The 19,694-nt window shown below is 72.6% G+C and carries 17 protein-coding genes; 12 read left to right on the top strand and 5 right to left on the bottom strand.

All coding sequences use genetic code 11. The features are described from left to right. Positions 1-906, bottom strand: coding sequence for a LysR family transcriptional regulator (locus A3CE_RS57330; protein WP_020639365.1), 906 nt, complete (start codon positions 904-906; stop codon positions 1-3). A 176-nt stretch (positions 907-1,082) separates the two neighbouring features. Here A3CE_RS57330 and A3CE_RS0107015 point away from each other — a divergent pair, with 176 nt between their 5' ends. The 5 genes from A3CE_RS0107015 (at position 1,083) to A3CE_RS0106995 (ending at position 8,517) form a co-directional block, all read left to right on the top strand. Continuing rightward, positions 1,083-3,422: a CaiB/BaiF CoA-transferase family protein gene (locus tag A3CE_RS0107015; RefSeq protein ID WP_020639364.1), complete on the top strand. Its 2,340-nt coding sequence runs from the start codon at positions 1,083-1,085 to the stop codon at positions 3,420-3,422. A 16-nt stretch (positions 3,423-3,438) separates the two neighbouring features. After that, positions 3,439-4,275 (top strand): enoyl-CoA hydratase-related protein, encoded by an 837-nt coding sequence (locus tag A3CE_RS0107010; RefSeq protein WP_020639363.1) that lies wholly within the window; start codon positions 3,439-3,441, stop codon positions 4,273-4,275. Positions 4,276-4,277: 2 nt separating this feature from the next. Next, positions 4,278-5,435, top strand: a complete 1,158-nt coding sequence (locus A3CE_RS0107005; RefSeq protein ID WP_020639362.1) for a thiolase family protein — start codon at positions 4,278-4,280, stop codon at positions 5,433-5,435. A gap of 14 nt (positions 5,436-5,449) precedes the next feature. Then, complete coding sequence (locus A3CE_RS0107000; RefSeq protein WP_020639361.1) at positions 5,450-5,848, top strand: Zn-ribbon domain-containing OB-fold protein; 399 nt, start codon at positions 5,450-5,452, stop codon at positions 5,846-5,848. A gap of 221 nt (positions 5,849-6,069) precedes the next feature. Beyond that, positions 6,070-8,517, top strand: coding sequence for a glycoside hydrolase family 3 N-terminal domain-containing protein (locus A3CE_RS0106995; RefSeq protein ID WP_020639360.1), 2,448 nt, complete (start codon positions 6,070-6,072; stop codon positions 8,515-8,517). A 72-nt stretch (positions 8,518-8,589) separates the two neighbouring features. Here A3CE_RS0106995 and A3CE_RS0106990 read toward each other — a convergent pair whose 3' ends face one another. After that, positions 8,590-9,414, bottom strand: a complete 825-nt coding sequence (locus A3CE_RS0106990; protein ID WP_020639359.1) for an alpha/beta fold hydrolase — start codon at positions 9,412-9,414, stop codon at positions 8,590-8,592. 73 nt (positions 9,415-9,487) lie between these two features. On the opposite strand from A3CE_RS0106990, the gene A3CE_RS50290 reads away from it, so the two are divergent. Then, entirely contained in the window at positions 9,488-9,727 is a 240-nt protein-coding gene (locus A3CE_RS50290) for a hypothetical protein (RefSeq protein ID WP_245589445.1), read from the top strand. Between the two features lie 24 nt (positions 9,728-9,751). On the opposite strand, the gene A3CE_RS0106980 is transcribed toward A3CE_RS50290, so the two are convergent. Genes A3CE_RS0106980 through A3CE_RS0106970 form a run of 3 tightly spaced genes read right to left on the bottom strand, consistent with a single transcriptional unit; the run spans position 9,752 to position 12,756 of the window. After that, positions 9,752-10,765, bottom strand: a complete 1,014-nt coding sequence (locus A3CE_RS0106980) for an alcohol dehydrogenase catalytic domain-containing protein (protein ID WP_020639357.1) — start codon at positions 10,763-10,765, stop codon at positions 9,752-9,754. After that, a complete protein-coding gene (locus tag A3CE_RS0106975) occupies positions 10,765-12,126 on the bottom strand; it encodes a dihydrolipoyl dehydrogenase family protein (protein WP_020639356.1) in 1,362 nt (453 codons plus the stop codon). The genes A3CE_RS0106980 and A3CE_RS0106975 overlap by 1 nt, the downstream gene beginning before the upstream one ends. Before the next feature lie 57 nt (positions 12,127-12,183). After that, on the bottom strand, positions 12,184-12,756 hold the full coding sequence (locus tag A3CE_RS0106970) for a VOC family protein (RefSeq protein WP_020639355.1): 573 nt from the start codon (positions 12,754-12,756) through the stop codon (positions 12,184-12,186). A 137-nt stretch (positions 12,757-12,893) separates the two neighbouring features. On the opposite strand from A3CE_RS0106970, the gene A3CE_RS0106965 reads away from it, so the two are divergent. The 6 genes from A3CE_RS0106965 to A3CE_RS0106940 all read left to right on the top strand — a co-directional run bounded on the left by A3CE_RS0106965 (position 12,894) and on the right by A3CE_RS0106940 (position 19,693). Continuing rightward, entirely contained in the window at positions 12,894-15,641 is a 2,748-nt protein-coding gene (locus A3CE_RS0106965) for a helix-turn-helix transcriptional regulator (RefSeq protein ID WP_026468234.1), read from the top strand. A gap of 101 nt (positions 15,642-15,742) precedes the next feature. Then, a complete protein-coding gene (locus A3CE_RS0106960; RefSeq protein ID WP_026468233.1) occupies positions 15,743-16,513 on the top strand; it encodes an SDR family NAD(P)-dependent oxidoreductase in 771 nt (256 codons plus the stop codon). A 6-nt stretch (positions 16,514-16,519) separates the two neighbouring features. Then, positions 16,520-17,494, top strand: a complete 975-nt coding sequence (locus A3CE_RS0106955) for an LLM class flavin-dependent oxidoreductase (protein ID WP_020639352.1) — start codon at positions 16,520-16,522, stop codon at positions 17,492-17,494. Between the two features lie 62 nt (positions 17,495-17,556). Next, positions 17,557-18,405, top strand: coding sequence for an SDR family NAD(P)-dependent oxidoreductase (locus tag A3CE_RS0106950; RefSeq protein WP_020639351.1), 849 nt, complete (start codon positions 17,557-17,559; stop codon positions 18,403-18,405). After that, a complete protein-coding gene (locus A3CE_RS0106945) occupies positions 18,393-19,151 on the top strand; it encodes an SDR family NAD(P)-dependent oxidoreductase (RefSeq protein WP_020639350.1) in 759 nt (252 codons plus the stop codon). Before A3CE_RS0106950 ends, A3CE_RS0106945 begins: the two co-directional genes overlap by 13 nt. Further along, positions 19,151-19,693 carry a nuclear transport factor 2 family protein gene (locus A3CE_RS0106940; protein WP_020639349.1) on the top strand — a complete coding sequence of 181 codons (543 nt, stop codon included), beginning with the start codon at positions 19,151-19,153 and terminating at the stop codon, positions 19,691-19,693. Before A3CE_RS0106945 ends, A3CE_RS0106940 begins: the two co-directional genes overlap by 1 nt. The last annotated feature ends 1 nt before the right edge of the window (position 19,694 follow it).

Below are 19,694 nucleotides of genomic sequence, written 5' to 3'. Positions count from 1 at the left end.
TCAGCCGATGAGGGGCAGGTCGTCGCCGTCCGGGCGGAGGAGCGTGGTCACCGCTTCGAGCGCGTCGCGGTGGACGGAGTCGCGGCTGCGCCAGGCCAGGCCGATCTCGAACCGGATTTCCCCGTCGGTGACGGGGTAGGTCCGCAGGTGTTCGAGGTCGAGGAACCGGCTCGTGGGCAGGTCGTCGCTGAGGATGGCGAGCATCAGCTCGCCGGTCCGGGCCATCCGCCCTTCGAGCCCGATGATGTCGCGCAGGTCGACTTCGGCGACGGATTCGACGCCGGCGCCGGTCAGGGCGTCGAGCATGGCCTGCATGGGCGCCGGCTGCATCATCAGCGGGAAGGACAGCAGGGTGCGCCCGCGCAGGTCCGCCAGCTGGAGCGGCCGGCCCTCCGGCAGGGCCGGATCGCCCGCGGCGGCGATCGAGTAGCGGTAGCGGGCCAGGCCTGCCGTGGCGATGCCGGGGACCGACACGGGCAGGTGCACGAGGGCCAGGTCCAGCTCGCCGTGCCGCAGGGCTTCGATGAGCACCGACGAAATGTCGGATGTGAACTCCGGGGTCCCGGGCGAGTGTGCGGCCGCGGCCTGCGTGAGCCGCTGGGTCAGCGCCTTCGACGTCCACGGCGTCGCACCGATGCGCAGCGGAGCGTCCGTGCCCGCCGCGAACCGCTGTGCTTCCTCGGCCTGGGCGAGGACTTCGACCGCCAGCGGCAGGAATTCTTGCCCGAACGGGGTGCGCTCGAACCGGTGGTACTTGCGGTCGAAGAGGTCCTGGCCGAGGTGGCGTTCCAGTTCGCGGATGGTCCGGCTCAACGGTGACGAGGTGACGTTGAGCCGCTCGGCGGCCGCGGCGATGGTGCCGGTGCGCGAGACCGTGACGAAAGCCCTCAGCTGTGACAGCTCCACGGCGCCACTGTAAGTCCTCTCGAACCCGCGCGCCCGGTCCGATCGCGGCCGGTACACATTGCGCGAATTGGCCGGTGTTGCGGTCCGCGCGGGCGACCTTCTCCCGGCTGTCTTTGCGCTGTGCCAGGCGGTTGGCGGTGACCACAGTGGAAAGGAGCCGCACGAAGGAGTGAACCATGCCCCAGGACGATGACGTCTTGATCGACCGGCCGCTGAGCGGGATCCGCGTCGTCGACGCGGTCGACGGGCCGTTGCAGACCGTCGGGCGGGTGCTGGCCGACCTCGGCGCGGAGGTGCTGCGGGTCGAAGCCCCCGGCGGCTCCCCGGCCCGCGCGTCCGGCGTGGTGCACGCCGGACGCAGCCTGACCTTCCTGCTGCGCAACGCCGGCAAGAAGAGCGTCGTGATCGACTCCGGCACCGCGGAAGGGCGGGCGGACTTCGCCGCCCTGGCCGCTTCGGCGGACGTCGTCCTGCGGGACGAACCGGGCAACCCCACCGCCGAGTCACTGCGCGCCCGCAGTCCCCGGCTCGTCGTGGTGGAAATGAGCGACTTCGGCGTCACCGGGCCGCGGTCGGGGTGGACCGCGACGCCGGACGTGCACGCCGCGCTGAGCACCGTGCTGTCGCGGTCCGGTTTGCCGGACGTCACCGAACCGCTGCTGCCGCCCGAGTTCCTGCTGTACGAGTCCGCGGCGGCCCAGGCGGTGTGGACCGTCCTGCTGGAACTGGCGCACGTGCGCGCCACCGGGGAGGGTGACGTTGCGGACTTCTCGGTGCAGGAGGCGCTGATCCAGATCCTGGACCCGGTGTTCGGGATCGGCGGCAGCGCCCGCGCCGGGGTGCCGCTGAGCGACCTGCCCCGCGGCCGCCCCGACGCGCGGCACCTGTACCCGATCTTCCCGGCGCGGGACGGGATGGTGCGCGTCTGCGTGCTGTCGAAGCGCCAGTGGCAGGGCATGTTCGAGTGGCTCGGCCGGCCCGCGGAGTTCGCCGACCCGAAGTACGACAGCACGGTGACCCGGTTCGCGGCCGCCGGCCGGCTGTACCCGCTGATCGGGGCGATGTTCTCCCGCCTCGACGTCGCCGAAGCGGTCGAGCAGGGGCAGCGGCACGGCGTGCCGGCCGCGGCGCTCGCGAGCGCGGACGAGGTGATCGCCCAGCCCGCGTTCCGGGAGAACGGCTCGTTCGCCGAGACCACTGTGGACGGCGCCAGGGCCGTCGTGCACTCGGGCTGGTTCGAGCTCGACGACGTCCGGCTCACCGCGCGGGCCGGCGCGCCCGAGCTCGGCGAGGGAACAGTCTCGGCCACGCACGCCCGCCTGACACCACTGCCCGGCGCCAGGCCGGGCCGGCTGCCGTTCGAGGGCCTGCGGGTGCTCGACCTCGGGGTCATCGTCGTCGGCGCGGAGCTCGGCCGGCTGTTCGCGGACTACGGCGCCGACGTGATCAAGATCGAGTCGTCGGCGTTCCCCGACGGCGCCCGGCAGACCCCCGGCGGCGAGGCGATCTCGGAGGGGGCGAGCTGGGGGATGCGCAACAAGCGCAGCCTGGGGCTCAACCTGCGCGGCGGCGAGGGCAAGCGGGTGTTCGCCGAGCTGGTGCGCCGCGCCGACGTCGTGCTGACCAACTTCAAGCCGGGCACCCTGGCTTCGCTGGGGTTCGGCATGGACACGCTGCGGTCGCTGAACCCCGGGGTCATCCTGTCCGAGTCGAGTGCTTTCGGGAACCACGGGCCGTGGAGCCGGCGCCTCGGTTACGGGCCGCTGGTGCGGGCGAGCGCGGGGCTGTCGAAGCTGTGGTCCTATCCCGGTGAGGCCGACGGCTACAGCGACGCCATCACGATCTTCCCCGACCACGTCGTCGCCCGGCTGAACGCGGCGGCGATCGTGGCGCTGCTGATCCGCCGCGACCGCACCGGCGCCGGAGGCCGGGTGAGCACCGCCCAGGTCGACGCGATCTTCGGCGCCATGGCGGACCTGCTGCTCGCCGAGTCCCTCGTACCCGGGTCCGGGCCGCGGCCCGAGGGCAACGACCGCGGCGTCTTCGCCGGGGCCGGTGACGACGAATGGCTCGTCGTCGACGTCGAGAGCGACTTCGCCGCGGTCGCCAAGACCATCGGCCACCCCGGCGCCGGTAGCGCCGAGCTGCGCGATCTGCTCGCCGAGTGGAGCGCAAGCCGCGACCCGCGGGCCGCGGCGGCCGAGCTGCAGGCCGCGGGCGTGTCCGCCGGGGCGATGCTGCGCGTCGAGGACCTGCGGGCCGACGAGCACCTGCGCGTCCGGGGTGTGTTCGGCGAGCTGGTCCAGCCGCAGCTGCCGAGCGCACTGGTCACCAACCTCGGCGAGGCCAGGACGCGAACGCTGCCCCCACCCCGGCTCGGGCCCGCCCCGCTGGCCGCCGAACACACCCATCAGGTGCTCCGCGACGTCCTCGGCCTGGCCGAGGACGAGATCCAGCGCCTCCTCGACGCGGGCGCGCTCGAGGAAAGCCCGGCTACCGCACCCGCCCGTCTCTGAGAAAGGACTTCGCGACATGACCGAACGCAGCATCGACGGCGAGCCACAGCGGATCGCCGTCGCGGGCGACGACGCCGTGCTCGCCGAGCAGCGGGGGCACGTGCTGCTGGTGACGTTGAACCGGCCCGAAGCGCGCAATGCCGTCAACCGGGCGGTGACCACCGGCGTCGGCGAGGCGCTGGAGTACGCCGAGGACACCGCCGACGTCTGGTGCGTGATCATCACCGGCGCCGGAGACCGCGCGTTCTGCGCCGGGGCCGACCTGAAAGCCGCGGCGGCCGGCGAGCTCGGCGGCGACGACGAACGCCTGCGCCGCTGGGGGTTCGCCGGCTACGTGACCCACCACATCTCCAAGCCGACGATCGCCGCCGTCAACGGCTTCGCGCTCGGCGGCGGCACGGAGATCACCCTGGCCAGCGACCTCGCCGTCGCCGCCGACAGCGCCGCCTTCGGGCTGCCCGAGGTGAAACGCGGCATCTTCGCCGGCGCGGGCGGGGCGTTCCGGCTGCCACGGCAGATCCCGGACAAGATCGCCATGGAGGTCATGCTCACCGGAGAACCGCTGTCCGCCCGGCGCGCCCTGGAACTCGGCCTGGTCAACCGGATTGTGCCGTTCGACGAGCTGCTGCCGGCCGCCTTCGCGCTGGCCGACCGGATCCTGGCCAACGCGCCGGTCGCGGTGCAGGTGACCAAGCGGATCGCCAAGGGCATCACCGGCGGAAAGGTCGCCGCGGAGGACGCCGACTGGGCCCGCAGTGCCACCGAGGGAGCGTTTCTGATGACCACACAAGACGCGCGAGAAGGCATGCGTGCCTTTGCCGAGAAGCGCGAACCGCGCTGGGAAGGGAAGTGACCATGACCGTGCGCACCGCCATCGCCGGTCTCGGCATGAGCGAGATCGGCAAGGTCTACGGCCACACCGCGAACGAGTTCGCCTCGATCGCCGTACGCAACGCCGTTGCCGACGCCGGGCTCGAGCTGAGCGACCTCGACGGGCTGATCATGTCCAGCGGCCTCGGCAGCGGTGTCGACCTGGGCCTGCAGGGCACGCTCGGGCTCACCGACCTGAACCTGCTCACGTCGATGCAGGGCTACGGCTCCACCGCGGCGCAGATGGTGCAGTACGCCGCGATGGCCGTCCGGTCCGGGATGGCGTCCACGATCGCCGTCGTCTGGGCCGACGACCCGCTCAAGGAAAACGTCGGAGCCGGCGCGGCCTACCAGTCGGCGGCCTCGCTGCCCACCGGGTGGCGCGGGATGATGGCCGCGGGTGGCCTGTACAGCGCCAACACCTATTACGCGCTGGCCGCCCGACGGCACATGCAGAGGTACGGCACCACCAACGACCACTTCGGCGCCATCGCGGTCGCCCAGCGGCAGTGGGCCACGATGAACCCGCTCGCGCAGCTGCGCACGCCGATCACCCTCGAGGACTACCACGCGTCGCGCTGGATCTCCGAGCCGTTCCACCTGCTCGACTGCTGCCTGGTCTCCAACGGCGGCATCGCGCTGGTGATCACCTCACTGGACCGTGCCCGCACGCTCGCGCAGCCGCCGATCGAGGTGCTGGGCTGGGCCCAGGCCCACCCCGGCCGCACCGGCGTGCGCAACGACGACTTCGGGCTCGTCAGCGGTGCCGCGCGCTCGGGCCCGGCGGCGCTGCGGATGGCGGACACGAAGCTGGACGAGATCGACGTCGTCGAGGTGTATGACTGCTACACCTTCACCGCGCTGATCACGTTGGAGGACTATGGGTTCTGCGAGAAGGGCGAGGGCGGGCCGTTCCTCGCGCAGCCGGGAATGCTGGGCCCGGAAGGGAAGCTGAAGGTGAACACCGGCGGCGGCGAGCTGTCGTCGTACTACCTGTGGGGGATGACCCCGCTGTCCGAGGCCGTCATCCAGGCCCGGGGGCAGGCGGGGAAGCGGCAGGCCGAGCGGCACGACCGGGTCCTGGTGTCCGGCAACGGCGGCACCCTCGACCACCACGCGACGCTCGTGCTCGGCACCGTCTAGAAAGGACGTTCGAAATGGCCCTGTTCCCCGTCCGCCGCGACGCGGCGACGTCGGCGTTCTTCGACGGCACCGCGCGCGGCGAGTTCCTGCTGGTGCGCGACACCGTGACCGGCGAGGTGCTCGACCCACGTACGGACACTTCCTTCGACCGGGCCCGCTTCGAGCACGTCCCGGCTTCGGGGGAGGGGACCGTCGTGACGTGGTCGGTGCCCCACACACGGCTACCCGCCGGCGGCACCCACCGGTCGGTGGTGGGGATCGTCGAGCTCGTGGAGGGTCCGTGGTGGTGGACCGAACTGCGCGGTTTCGACCCAGAGGAAGACCTCGCCGGCGTCCGGGTCGAGGTCCGGTTCGAAAAGTCCGGTGACGGCGAGCACGACGAGACCGTTCCCTACTTCGCCAAAGCGGAGTGACGAGGCCGGCGTGATCCGCGCGGTCGTGGCCGCGGTGGTCGCCGGAGCAGGCCGTCGACGAGGAGTTGCCGCTTCCGGGTGGCCTGATCGATTTACTTCAAGGTGTGTACAAAATGGGCACCCGGCCGCCGTTCGGCGCTTTACAGCCCAGCTGGAAGGTGCCTACGGTGCGCTCGCACCCATCCGCCCGGTCGACGCCGACCACGGCTGAAGGAGGTCAGGTGTTCCGCAACCACAGACGCAGTACCCGCGCCACCGTCACGGTGCTCGCGGCGGCGGCCTTGCTCGCGGTTCCCGCGTTCGCCGCCAGTAGCAGCGCCGCCATCGATCTGGGCGTCGCGCCCTGGGTGGACACCCATCGCCCGGTGCCGGCGCGGGTGGAGGCGCTGCTTCATGCGATGACGCTGCCCGAGAAGGTCGGCCAGATGGACCAGCAGCTGGTCAGCACGCTGACCGACGCGAATGGCACGACGTGCGGGAACAACGGTTTCAACCTGCCCAATCCCGAGTGCATGCGGAAAATCCTGGTCGACGCCCACGTCGGCTCGATTCTCGCGGGCGGTACCGAGAATCCGGTCGACACCACGGGCAAGGGCGGCGTGGGCAACACCGGCTACGACTGGGCCACCGAGTACAACATCATCCAGCAGTTCGCGATCAAGAACTCGCGCCTGCACCTCCCGGTGGTGTTCGGCGTCGACGCGGTGCACGGCTTCGGCCACCCGTGGCAGGCGCCACTGTTCCCGCAGTCCATCGGCATGGGCGCCACCTGGGACCCCGCGCTCGCCCAGGCCGGTGGCAAGGCGACCGCGGACGCCCTGCGCGCCACCGGCTGGAACTGGAACTTCGCACCGGTCCAGGACATCGCGCGCGACAACCGCTGGGGCCGCACCTACGAGACGTGGGCCGAGCAACCGGTCCTGTCGGCCGCGATGGGCGCCGCGAACATCAAGGGTATGCAGGCGCCCGGCAAGCGCGGTGAGCTGAACGTCAGCGCGACGGTCAAGCACTTCGCCGGCTACTCGCAGTCGATCAACGGCCACGACCGGGCCGAGGCGCTGCTCCCCATGAACTACCTCCAGACGACGATCCTGCCGCCGTACGCGGCCGGGATCGACGCGGGCGCCGGGACGGTGATGGTCAACTCCGGTTCGATCAACGGCGTTCCCGCCACCTCGTCGCACTACCTGCTGACCGATGTCCTGCGCGACCAGATGCACTTCCAGGGTGTCGTGATCAGCGACTACCAGGACGTCACCGCGTTGCAGACCGCCTATCACATCGCGGCGGATCTCCCGGGTGCCATCGCCGCCGCCGTGAACGCGGGCGTCGACATGAGCATGCAGGTCTCCGACCCGGCCGGGTGGCAGGCCGCGATCCTGCAGGCCGTCGACACCGGCAAGATCTCGCGCGCGCGGATCGACCAGGCCGTGCGCCGCATCCTCACGCTGAAGTTCCAGCTCGGCCTGTTCGACCAGCCGTGCGTGGCCGACCCGGCGAAACCGTGCGTCGACGCGAACGCCGCCAACGCCGCCGTCACCGCGGGCCGCGATCAGACGGCGAAGGCGGCACGGGAGTCGATCACCTTGCTGCGCAACGAGAACAACGCGCTGCCGTTGCCGGCGGGCGCGAAGGTCGTGGTGACCGGCCCGAGTGCGGACTCGATGACCAACCAGCTCGGCGGCTGGAGCGTGAGCTGGCAGGGCGTGGCGGGTGCCGGGCACGTGTGCTGCATGGGCCCCGAGAACCAGATTCCGCCGGGCACCACCGTGCTGGGCGGCATCCGGGCCGCGAACCCGGCCGCGGTCTACGCGCCGGACCAGGCCAGCGCCGTCGCGGCCGCGGCGGACACCAGTGCCTATGTGGCGGTGGTGGGGGAGAAGGCCTACGCGGAAGGGCTGGGCGACAACCCGGCTCCAGCACTGGCGCCCGACCAGCAGGCTCTCATCTCGGCACTGGAGGCGACCGGCAAACCGGTGATCGTCGTGGTCGTCGCGGGCCGGCCGGTCGGGCTGGGCCCGGCCGAGCAGGCGAACGCGGTGCTGATGGCCTACCAGGGCAGCACGGAAACCGGCACGGCGGTGGCGGATGTGTTGTTCGGCAAGACGAACCCGGCGGGCAAGCTGCCGATCAGCTGGCCGTCCGACGCGCCGGCCGTCGGCGGTGACTTCGCCGGCACGGCCCCGTCCCCGCTGGGGGACCAGCCGAAGTTCTTCGACCAGCTGCCCAGCACCGCGTCCGGTCAGGGCAACGCCTACAACCCGCAATTCCCGTTTGGTTACGGCCTGTCGTACACGACGTTCACCCACACGAACCTGGCGGTGACACCGAAGGTCGCGCGGGGCGGCACGGCCACCGCGACGTTCACCGTCACCAACACGGGAACCCGCGCCGGCACCGACATCGTGCCGGTGTACGTGGCACAGCCGGTGAGCCCGGTGGTCGTCCCGCCGCAACGGCTGGTCGGCTTCGCACGGGTGACGCTCGACCCGGGCCGGTCACAGGTCGTGCGCGTGTCCTTCCCGGCGGCCACGCTGGCCGAAAGCGCGCCGGACATCAACGCGTCCGGTCCGCCCGCCGTGGTACCGGGCAGTTATGTGCTGCAGCTGGACAAGAACGGCACGACGCCGTACGCGGTGGACGTGTCGGCGCCGTTCCTGATCCAGTAGCACGGGATCGGTTGCGGGGCGACGCCGGCGCGTCGCCCCGCAATGCCGGCCCAGGCTCTGTTCGGTGGCCGGTCAGGACCGGATGAACTCCAGCAGGTCGGCGTTGATCGTGTCGGCTTGGGTCGTGGGCATGCCGTGGGGGAAGCCCGCGTACGTTTTCAGCGTGCTGTCGCGCAGCAGCTCGGCCGACAAGGGCGCCGAGTCGGCGTAGGGAACGATCTGGTCGTCGTCGCCGTGCATGACCAGCGCCGGGACGGTGATCTTCTTGAGGTCTTCGGTGAAGTCGGTCCGGGAAAACGCGACGACGCCGTCGTAGTGGGCCTTGGCGCCGCCCATCATGCCCTGGCGCCACCAGTTCTGGATGATGGCTTCGGAGGGCTCGGCGCCGGGCCGGTTGAAGCCGTAGAACGGGCCGGACGGCAGCGCCCGGTAGAACTCGGAGCGGTTCTTCGCGAGCTGGGCCTGGAGGTCGTCGAAGACGCTCTGGGGCAGGCCGCCGGGGTTGGCGTCGGTCTGCAGCATCAGCGGCGGGACGGCGCTGATGAGCACCGCCTTGGCGGCTCGCGATTCGCCGTGCCGGGCTAGGTAGTGCACGACCTCCCCACCGCCGGTCGAGTGTCCGATGTGGACGGCGTCGTGCAGGTCGAGGTGCGCGGTCAGCGCGGCCAGGTCGTCGGCGTAGTGGTCCATGTCGTGGCCGTCGCCGACCTGGGCGGAGCGGCCGTGGCCCCGGCGGTCGTGGGCGATGACGCGGTAGCCGTGCCGCAGGAAGAACAGCAGCTGGGTGTCCCAGTCGTCCGACGACAGCGGCCAGCCGTGGCTGAAGACGATCGGCTGCCCGGTGCCCCAGTCCTTGTAGAAGATCTCGGTACCGTCATCGGTGGTGATCGTCGGCATGCGTGGCCTCCGTCGTTCGGATGAGATCAGCGGGTTCGCCCTGATCGAACCGGCACCGGACGAGCCTATCGGCGTGGACGACGGCGAACCACGGCTGCGCGTCCCCGGGATGCCTGGGGCGGACGGTTCCGGCGATCGGATGACACTCGGCGAGAAACTCGACGAGCGCCGCGCCGAGCTGCGCGACGCGCTCCCGATCGGCCGGGTGGTCGGTCCCGCCGACGTCGCCGCGCCGGCCGTCCACCTGATGACCAACACGGCGCTGACCGGCGCGACCTACGACATCGACGGCGGCCAGCAGTTCGTCTGGTGAGAGGCGACCGGGGCCGCGGACCGGTTACTCGCGTGTGTCGAGGACGACGCGGAAACGCGCGTTGCCGGACATCATCCGTTCGTAGGCCTTCGGTGCTTCGGACAGCGGCATGATCTCGTTGCGGCTGCGGATTCCGCGGTCATGCGCCCACCGCAGGCTGTCCTCGTTCTCGATGGCCGAACCGGTGAGGGCGCCGACGACCGAGTGGGTGCCGAAGATCAGGTCCGGCGTGCGGATCTCGATCGGGTCGGATGCGGCCCCGACGACGAGCAGCTGCCCGCGGGTGCCGAGCCCGGCCACGAGCGGGGACATCGACGCGCCGCTGGACGCCGTCGCGATGATCGCCGCCGCGCCGCCGAGCCGCGCGAGCTCCCGGCCGGGATCGACGGCGTTGCTGTCGATGTACTCGTCGGCCCCGAGCTCGGCGGCCAGCTCGGCCTTTCCGGTGCCGCGGGCGATCGCCGCGACGCGGTAGCCGAGCGTCTTCGCGTACTGGACGCCGAGGTGGCCGAGGCCACCGATGCCCTGGACGGCGACCAGCGAACCGGGCCGCGCGTCGGCGGTGAGCAGTGCGCGGTACACGGTGAGCCCGGCGCACAGCAGGGGAGCGACGTCGAGGGGCTGCGCGCCGTCGGGGATGCGGACGAGCCCGGTGGCGCGGGCGTAGGCCACTTCGGCGTAGCCGCCGTCGGTCGTGGTGCCGGTCCAGGGCTGGTCGGTGCAGTTGACGAAGTCGCCGCGACGGCAGTTGTCGCACTGGCCGCAGTGGCCGTTGAGGTAGCCGACGCCGACGTGGTCGCCGACCGTCCAGGCCGTCACGCCTGGGCCGACGGCGTCGACCACACCGACGATCTCGTGGCCGGGCACGACCGGCAGCGACGGGTCGGCGCGCAGCCCTTCGACGGCGAGGGTGTCGCTGTGGCAGACCCCGCAGGCCTCGACGCGCAGCCGGACTTCACCCGGCAGCGGGTCGCGGAGCTCGCGTTCGACCAGGGCGAATCGGCGGGTCCCGGTCACTTCGAATGCACGGTAGGACATCACTGGGCTCCCAAGGGGTTCATCTGGCGATCGAGATCGCGCAGGACGTGCAGGAAGGCTTCGGAGAAGGTGGGGAACGGCTGGACGACGTCCAGCAGCACGGCCAGCGGGACGCGGGCGCGGATGGCGAGCGTGGCCTGTTGGAGCCACTCGCCGGCCTCGGGGCCGACGGCGTAGGCGCCGGTGAGCCGTTCGCCGTCGGAGACGACCGTGAGGAAGCCGGGGCGGGTGTCGTAGGCGCGGGTGTAGGTCGCCGTGCGGGGCACGCCGGAGAGCTGCACCGTCGCGGTGAACGCGCCTTCGGCGGCGCCGACGGCCGCGGCCTGCGGGTCGGTGAAGACCACCCGCGGAATGGCGTCGTAGTTCACCTTCGCGGGCCGCCCGAGGATGTTCGCGGCCACCACCCGGCCCTGGTACTCGCCGACGTGGGTCAGGTTCCACTGCCCGGTGACGTCGCCGACCGCCCACAGCGCGTCGCCGGCGGCCATGCGGTCGTCGACGGGGATGCCGTGCGGGTTCGGCTCGACGCCGACGCTCTCGAGACCGATGCCGTCGACGCGCGGACGCCGTCCGGTGGCGACGAGGAGCCGCTCGGCGCGCAGCTGCGTGCCGTCGGGGAAGTCGAGGACGTACTCGTCGCCGTCGAGCCGCGCCGCGCTCGCGTGCTGCCCGAGGTGCAGCGCGACGCCGTCGGCGCGCAGGGCGTCTCCGAGCGCTTCACCGAGCGCGCGGGGCTCGCGGGGAAGCACCCGGTCGGCGCCGTCGACGAGCGCGACCTCGGCGCAGAGCCGGCTGAACGCCTGGGACAGCTCCACCCCGGTGGGCCCGGCCCCGAGGACGAGGAGCCGGCGCGGGATCTCGGTGGCGCCGGTCGCTTCGCGGTTCGTCCATAGCCCGGGCAGCTCGCGCAGGCCGGGCACCGGCGGGATCACCGGGGCGGAACCGGTCGCGACGACGACGTGGCCGGCGGTGTACTCCGTGCCGCCGACGGCGACGGTGTGCGGACCGGCCAGCCGGCCTTCGCCGCGCAGGACCGTGATGCCCGCGCTGTCGGCCCACGCCTGCTGGCCCTTGTCGTCGTAGGACGAGACCATGAAGTCGCGCCACGCGAGCGCGGCGGAGGCGTCCGGCCGGCCGGTGACCGCCTCGCGGGCACCCGGGACGTCACGGGCGGCGGCCAGCGCTTCGCCGGGCCGCAGCAGGGTCTTCGACGGGATGCACGCCCAGTAGGAGCATTCGCCGCCGAGCAGCTCCCGCTCGACGACGGCGACCCGCAGGCCGCCCGCGGCGATCGCGGCCGCGGTGTGTTCACCCGGGGCGCCACCGCCGAGGACGATGGCGTCGAAATCGCGTCGATCCATGATTCCTTCTTTCGGGGGATCCGGTGCGCGGGTCGCCCCGCGCACCGACGGATGGGCTCACGCGTCCTGGTGGTCGGTCATGTACTGGGCGTACCAGACCGGCCATTCCCCGTCGTACTGCCCGGTCTCCTTCTCGTGCTCTCCGTGCGCGGCCGCGGCCTCGCGCAGCGCCTTCTCGAGCTGCTGCGCCGAGCCGTACGCCACGCCGGTCACGCGTCCGGGGAAGCGCGCGGTGATCTCCTGCAGCAGCCAGGTGTTGCCGTCCGGGTCGCTGAACGACGCGAACGAGGAGTACGTGCCGCGGTCCGGGTGCACACCCGGCGCGAAGGCACCGGTGTCGTCACGGTGGAAGACGTCGCTGACGTCGACGCCGAGCCCGGCGAGCTCCTTGCGGGCCGCTTCGATGTCGTCGACGACGAGGTAGGTGCCGTGGACCGACCCGGGGATGGCGTCGGTGATGCCGGTGCCGAAGTGGACCGACGCCGGCGACCCCGGCGGGGTCAGCTGCACGACCCGCGAGGCGCCGAACACGAGGTCGGCGTCTTCGCGCCAGCCGAGGGTCTTGTAGAAGTGCTTGGTCCGGTCGACGTCGGTGACGGGCAGAACCACGACTTCGAGCTTCATGTCCATGATGGGACTCCTTCCGAGAGTGGCGGCGGGTTTTGCCGCTGCCACCACACTCGTCTTCCGGCGGTCCGTTCGCCCCCGTGAGACACCCTGGTCCGGCACGGGCCAGGACCCCGGCGACCGCGCTAGGGTTCCGGATGATGTCTGTGCGGGAGCCGGACCTGGTCGGCCGCGGCGACGAGCTCGCCGCGCTCGACGGCGTGCTCGCCGCGGCGCGGGCGGGACACAGCCGGGTACTGGTGCTGCGCGGCGAGGCGGGGATCGGCAAGACCGTGCTCCTGGACCACGCCGCGGCACGGGCGGGCGGCTGCCGGATCGCGCGGACGGCAGGCGTCGAGTCGGAACGGGAGCTGCCCTACGCCGGACTGCAGCAGCTCTGCGCCCCCTTCCTCGACCGGATCGAGCACCTGCCCGCCCCGCAGCGGACCGCGCTCGGCACGGCGTTCGGGTTGACCGCGGGCGACCCGCCGGACCGGTTCCTGGTCGGCCTGGCCGTGCTGACCCTGCTCGGCGGAGTCGCCGAGGACCGGCCCCTGCTGTGCCTGGTCGACGACGCGCAGTGGCTCGACCGGGTGTCCGCGCAGACCCTCGCGTTCGTCGCGCGGCGGCTGCTGGCCGAGCCGATCGCCCTGGTCGCCGCCGTGCGTGAACCCGCGGAGCAGTTCGACCTGGACGGGCTGCCGGAGCTGACTGTCCGCGGCCTCGGCGAAACGGCGGCCAACGCCCTGCTGGACTCGGCGCTCAAGGGCCCGCTGGACGCCCGGGTGCGCGACCGGATCGTCGCCGAAACGCACGGCAACCCCCTGGCCCTGGTCGAACTGCCCCGGTTCTGGACCACCGCCGAGCAGACCGACGGGCTCCTCCGGCCCGACGGCAATGCGCTGGCCGACCGGCTCGAGCGCTGCTTCCTCCAGCAGGTGGCCCCGCTGCCGGCCCACACCCGGAAGCTGTTGCTGGTCGCGGCCGCGGAACCGCTGGGGGACGCGACCCTGCTCTGGCGCGCGGCCGGCGAGCTCGGACTGGGCGCCGACCCGGCCGCTGCCGCCGAGGCGACCGGGCTGATCGAGTTCGGGCCGCGGATCCGCTTCCGGCACCCGCTGGTGCGCTCGGCCGTCTACCGTTCCGCCGAGGCCCGTGAGCGGCGGGAGGTGCACCGGGTGCTGGCCGAGGTGACCGACGCCCGCGTCGACCCGGACCGGCGCGCTTGGCACCGCGCGCAGGCGACCGTCGCCCCGGACGAGGACGTCGCGGCCGAGCTGGAGCGCTCCGCCGGCCGGGCCCAGGCCCGTGGGGGTCTCGTCGCCGCCGCGGCGTTGCTGGAACAGGCCGCCACGCTCACCCCCGATCCGGCCCTGCGGGCCCGCCGCGAGCTCGCGGCGGCCCGGGCCAAACGCGGCGCGGGCGCACTCGAAGCGGCGCTGAGCCTGCTGAGCGCGGCCGCGGCCGGGCCGCCGGACCCCGCGCGGGATGCCGAGGTCGAACGGCTGCGCGGACAGATCGCGTTCGACCAGCGGCGGGGTGGTGCCGCGGCGGAGCTGCTCCTGCGCGCGGCGGGTCGCCTCGACGGTGACCAGGCCCGTGAGACGTACTTGGAGGCCCTGGGGGCCGCGGTGTGGGCGGGATCCGGTGTCGTCGAAGCCGCGAAGCGGGCGCGGGCGGCGCCCGTGGCCCAGGTACCACCGACCGCCGTCGACCTCGTGCTCGACGCGCTCACCACCCGGCTCACCGACGGCTACGCGACCGCGGCCCCGCTGATGACCGAGGCGGTGGCCGCCGTCCGGGCCCTGGACACCGGCGGCGAGCACACCGGGCGCGTGCTGTGGCTGCTGGGCAACCGCGCCGGCGGCACCCTGGCGACCGAGGTGCTGGACTACGCCGCCGGCCGCGCGCTCGCCGAGCGTCAGGTCCGGCTGGCGCGCGACACCGGCGCGCTCGTCCAGCTGCAATTCGCCCTCAACTTCCTGGCCAACCACGAGCTGGCGGCCGGCGAGCTGACCGCGGCACAGGCGCTCGTCGACGAGGACCGCCTGCTCGCCGAGGTCACCGGGGGTCGTCCGGTGGGGTACAGCGCGATCCTGCTGGCCGCCCTGCGTGGCCGGGACGCCACAGCCACTTCGGAGATCGCGACCGCGGCGGCGGAAGCGGCCGAGCGGGGCCAGGGCCGGGTCGTGCGGTTCGCCGACTACGCGAACGCCGTGCTCGGCAACGGCCTCGGCCGCCACGACGTCGCCCGCGACGCGGCGCGCCGGGTGTTCGAGCACGACACCGTCGGCCACCAGGCCCTGGCGACCGCCGAACTGGCGGAGGCCGCATCGCGCACCGGGGACGACGACCTCGTCGCCGCCGCGCTGGACCGGATGTCCGAACGGGCCCGGGCCACCCCGATCCCGTGGACCCGGGCGCTCGAAGCCCGGCTGCGGGCGCTGGCCGGCGATACCCCGGACGAGTGCTACGCCGCATCGATCGCGCTGCTCGCCGGGACGCCGCTGCGGGTCGAGCTGGCCCGGGGCCACTTGCTGTTCGGTGAATGGCTCCGGCGCGAGGGTCGTCGTGTCGACGCCCGTGAGCACCTGCGCACCGCCCACGCCATGACGTCCGCGATGGGCCTCGAAGCCTTCGCGGACCGTGCCCGCCGGGAGCTGCTGGCGACGGGCGAGACGGCGCGCAAACGCACCGCCGGGAACACCGGGACCACCGAGGAGCTGACCCCTCAGGAGTTCCAGATCGCCCGCCTCGCGCGCGAAGGCCTGTCCAACCCCGAAATCGGTACCCGGCTTTTCCTCAGCCCGCGCACCGTGGAATGGCACCTGCGCAAGGTCTTCGGCAAGCTCGGGATCAGCTCACGGCGCCAGCTGCGCGAGGCCGGCGATCAGATAGGCGCTCGATAGCGGGAACCGCGTTCGCGCCCGGTACCTGGACGCCCGCACGCCACGCTCCCTACCGTTCACCGGAACCACAGAGCCGCGGAACCATGCCGGAGGTTGTCACGATGCGAGGGTTCGACGGCCGGATCGCGGTGGTCACGGGTGCCGGCTCGGGAATCGGCCGGGCGAGCGCGCTCCGGCTCGCGGGCGACGGGGCACACGTCGTCGTCAACGACATCTCGGCGGAGGCCGCGGAAGAGACCTTGGCCGAACTGGCCGCCGCCGGTGGCTCGGCGGAGGTCGCGGTGGGTGACGTGCTGGCCGAGGGCTTCATCGACGAGTTGTTCGACAAGGTCGTCGCCCAGCACGGTCGGGTCGACATCGTGCACAACAACGTGGGTTTCGGGCGCCGGGCCGCCATTGTGGACGTCGCCGACGAGACCTGGGCGCGCGGCATCGACGGCAACCTCGGCGCCACCTTCCGGGGCGTGCGGGCGGCGCTGCGGGTGATGGCTCCCCGCCGCCGGGGCTCGGTGATCAACACCTCGTCCCTCGCCGGGCTGGCGAAGGTGCCGGGTGTGACGCCTTACTACGGCGTCGCGAAAGCCGGCGTCATCCAGCTCACCCGCGAGGCCGCGGTCGAAGCCGGGGAGTTCGGCGTCCGGGTCAACGCCGTCGTGCCGGGATCGGTCCGCACCCCGTCGCTGGAGGCCTTCTTCGGTTCGGATTTCGACGCCTACGTCCAGCAACTGCCGCTTCGGCGGATGGTCGAGCCCGGCGACATCGCCAATCTGGTGGCCTTCCTCGCTTCCGACGACGCCGCCGCCATCACCGGCGTCGCCATCCCGGTCGACTGTGGCCAGAGCGCGGTCATGTACCAGCCGACGGTCGGCTGAACGGCCATGCGAACCGGCCTGTACTTCGACATGCGCAATCCCGTGGCCTGGCGCCGGGACCCGGTTCGGCTCTACGGCGAATTCCTCGAGCTGTGCGAGGAAGCCGAGCGGCTGGGGCTCGACTCGGTGTGGGTGACCGAACACCACGGCTTCGACGACGACTACCTGCCGACCCCGCTGACACTGCTCGCCGCGGCCGCCGCGCGGACCACCCGGATCCGGCTGGGGACCGGCGTCGTGGTCGCGCCCCTGCACCGGGCGGCCGAGATCGCCGAGCAGGCCGCGGTCGTCGACCTCCTCAGCGGCGGCCGGCTGGACCTCGGGCTCGGGGCCGGGTATCGCCCGGCCGAATTCGAGCTGTACGGCGCTTCCCTGCGCGCCCGGTACGCCGAGAACGACGCGCGGGCCAGGGAAGTGCGTGAGCTGTGGCGGTCGGGTGCGGTGACGCCGAAGCCGGCGCAGCCGCGGCTGCCGATCTGGATGGGGTACCTCGGCCCGAAGGGTGCGCGGCGGGCCGGGCTGCTGGGGGAGTGCCTGCTCTCGGCGGACGCCCGGCTCTGGGAGCCCTACCGTGCGGCGCTGGTGGAGGGCGGTCACGATCCGGCCGGCGGCCGGATGGCCGGTGGCGTCCAGGCTTGGGTGACCGACGATCCCGATGGGGACTGGCCGGTCGTCTCCCGGCACCTGGCCGCCCAGGTCGACTCCTACGCCCGGCACGCCCGCCAGGGCACTGAGCTGCCACCCCCGCGTCCGGTCGATCCCGACCGGCTCCGGGCCGGGGAACCGCGGACGTCGCTGAACTACTTCTTCTACGGCACCGCGGAAGACGTGGCGGCCCGGATCCTGGACTACACCGCGGGTGCGCCGGTCGACGGGGTGTACCTCTGGGCGGGCCTGGCGGGCATGAGCCGGGACCTGGTCGCCCGGCACATCAACACCATTGCGACCCGGCTCGCGCCACTGCTGCGCGAGGCCGGCTGACAAGAACTCGGTTCCCGTCGCGATGACCCCGTCGGGCCCGGCCGGCGGGCTACCGTCGGGACATGGCGGAGTACGAGACGGGCGGGGAATCCTTGGCCGGACGCGTCGCGCTCGTCACCGGCGCGGGCCGGGGGCTCGGCCGGGCGCACGCCATGGCGCTCGCCGCGGCGGGTGCGGCGGTGGTCGTCAACGACATCTCCGTTTCGGTCGACGGGACCACCGCCGAGGAATACGACCTGGCCACGCGGACGGTCGCGGAAATCGTTGCCGCGGGCGGCAAAGCCTTCGCCGATCGCTCCGACGTCTCCTGCTTCCGCGGAGCCGCGACGGCGGTGCGGTGCGCACTCGAGAACTTCGGTGGACTGGACATCGTGGTCAACAACGCGGGAATCTTCACCGGCACCGGGGTGGGAGAACTGTCGCAAGAGGAATTGGAGCGCTGCCTCGCGGTCAACGTGATCGGGAGCGCCGGGACGGTCCGCGCGGCCTTCGAGCACATGCGCGGCCGGCGCTACGGCCGGGTGGTCAACACCATCTCCGAGGCGGGCCTGCGGACAGGCTGCCACGCGGGTGCGGCGTACGCGGCGGCGAAGGCGGCGCTGTGGGGTCTGACGATGGCCCTGTCCGACGAGGCGGCGCCGTACGGCATCACGGTGAACGCGGTGTCTCCCGGCGCCCGGACCCGGATGTCGGGGGCGCACCTCGACCGCGACGGCAGCGATCTCGACCTGGCGCCCGAACACGTGTCCCGCGTCGTGCTGGCCCTCGTCGCCGAGGCGGCGGCCGACGTGACCGGGCGTGTCGTGCACGCGGCGGGCGGCGAGGTCCGCGAGTACCGGCTTCGCCGTGAAGCCGACAGCCCGCTCGTGCGACGGGTGAACGGACAGGAGGACCACGGATGCCGGAGCTGACGCGGGCAAGGTTGGCAGGCAAGGTCGTGCTGGTGACCGGGGCCGGGCAGGGCGTCGGGCGAGGCACCGCGCTGGCGCTGGCCCGCGAGGGCGCCTGCGTCGCGCTGGCCGGGCGCACGGTCGCGAAGTGCGAGGCGGTGGCGGCCGAGATCGACGCCTTCGGCGGCTCCTCGATCGCGCTCGCCTGCGACGTCACCGATCGCGCTCAGCTCGAGGCCGTGATCGCCGAGACGGCCGCCCGCTTCGGCGGTCTCGACGCGCTCGTCAACAACGCCCAGACGTCGGTCCAGCGATTGCTCGCCGAGACGACGCCCGAGGACGTGGACGTGTGCTGGCGCAGCGGGCCACTGGCCACGTTGCACGCGATGCAGGCGGCACTCCCGCTGTTGCGGGTCCGGGGCGGCTCGATCGTGAACTTCGGGTCCAGCACCGCCATCGACGGCAACGTGACCTTCGGTGCGTACGCGATGGCCAAGGAGGCGATCCGCGGGTTGTCCCGGGTCGCCGCCCGCGAGTGGGGCCGCTACGGCATCCGGGTGAACGTGGTCGTGCCCAACGCGCTCTCGCCCGCCGCCGAGCAGTTCAGCAAGGACGAGCCCGAGCGGTTCCGGAAGCTGACCAGGACCATGCCGCTGGGCCGCATGGGCGACCCGGAGACCGACATCGGGCGGGCGGTCGTCGCCCTGGTGAGCGACGACCTCGCGTACCTGACCGGTGACACGCTGATGCTGACCGGAGGCGCCTGATGGCCGGGACGTCCGAGCAGCGGCTGGCCCGCATCGAGGCGCAGCTCGACATCGGCCAGCTGCCGATCCGCTACGCCCTGGCCGTGGACCAGCGGGACCTCGACGCCTGGGTGGCGCTGTTCGTGCCCGACGTCGACATGGGCCGCCGGGGTGCCGGGCGGCAGGCGCTGCGTGACTACATCGAGCCGCAGCTGCGCTGGTTCTACCGCTCGGTGCACCTGCTGGCCGGTCACCGGATCGAACTCGGCCCGGGGGAGGAGCCGGTCACGGCGACCGGCCAGGTGTACTGCCGGGCCGAGCACGAGGTCGGCGACCGGTGGATCGTGATGGCGATCCGCTACGACGACACCTACCGGCTGGTGGACGGCGACTGGCTGTTCGAACGACGTCGTGAGCGCCACTGGTACGCCGCGGACCTGGCCGAGCACCCGCAGGCCGTGGGGTTCGACAGCTGGGGCACCGGTGGTCCGCCCGCGCTGCCGGCCGCCGACCCGGCCTGGAACCGGTTCTGGGCGCCGGACGGCCATCCTTTGTCACGGTGAG

Source organism: Amycolatopsis balhimycina FH 1894, assembly GCF_000384295.1.
GTDB classification, from domain to species: Bacteria; Actinomycetota; Actinomycetes; order Mycobacteriales; family Pseudonocardiaceae; genus Amycolatopsis; species Amycolatopsis balhimycina.
Note: the sequence above shows the minus strand (reverse complement) of the source record. Positions and strands in the feature narration are given on the sequence as shown.

Coding starts and splice junctions, on each gene's coding strand:
- A3CE_RS0106980 (WP_020639357.1), bottom strand. CDS start 10,765: ATGTCCTACCGTGCATTCGAAGTGACCGGGACCCGCCGATTCGCCCTG.
- A3CE_RS0106945 (WP_020639350.1), top strand. CDS start 18,393: ATGCCGGAGCTGACGCGGGCAAGGTTGGCAGGCAAGGTCGTGCTGGTG.
- A3CE_RS0106960 (WP_026468233.1), top strand. CDS start 15,743: ATGCGAGGGTTCGACGGCCGGATCGCGGTGGTCACGGGTGCCGGCTCG.
- A3CE_RS0107010 (WP_020639363.1), top strand. CDS start 3,439: ATGACCGAACGCAGCATCGACGGCGAGCCACAGCGGATCGCCGTCGCG.
- A3CE_RS0106950 (WP_020639351.1), top strand. CDS start 17,557: ATGGCGGAGTACGAGACGGGCGGGGAATCCTTGGCCGGACGCGTCGCG.
- A3CE_RS0107000 (WP_020639361.1), top strand. CDS start 5,450: ATGGCCCTGTTCCCCGTCCGCCGCGACGCGGCGACGTCGGCGTTCTTC.
- A3CE_RS0106970 (WP_020639355.1), bottom strand. CDS start 12,756: ATGGACATGAAGCTCGAAGTCGTGGTTCTGCCCGTCACCGACGTCGAC.
- A3CE_RS0107015 (WP_020639364.1), top strand. CDS start 1,083: ATGCCCCAGGACGATGACGTCTTGATCGACCGGCCGCTGAGCGGGATC.
- A3CE_RS0107005 (WP_020639362.1), top strand. CDS start 4,278: ATGACCGTGCGCACCGCCATCGCCGGTCTCGGCATGAGCGAGATCGGC.
- A3CE_RS0106940 (WP_020639349.1), top strand. CDS start 19,151: ATGGCCGGGACGTCCGAGCAGCGGCTGGCCCGCATCGAGGCGCAGCTC.
- A3CE_RS0106955 (WP_020639352.1), top strand. CDS start 16,520: ATGCGAACCGGCCTGTACTTCGACATGCGCAATCCCGTGGCCTGGCGC.
- A3CE_RS0106990 (WP_020639359.1), bottom strand. CDS start 9,414: ATGCCGACGATCACCACCGATGACGGTACCGAGATCTTCTACAAGGAC.
- A3CE_RS0106975 (WP_020639356.1), bottom strand. CDS start 12,126: ATGGATCGACGCGATTTCGACGCCATCGTCCTCGGCGGTGGCGCCCCG.
- A3CE_RS0106965 (WP_026468234.1), top strand. CDS start 12,894: ATGTCTGTGCGGGAGCCGGACCTGGTCGGCCGCGGCGACGAGCTCGCC.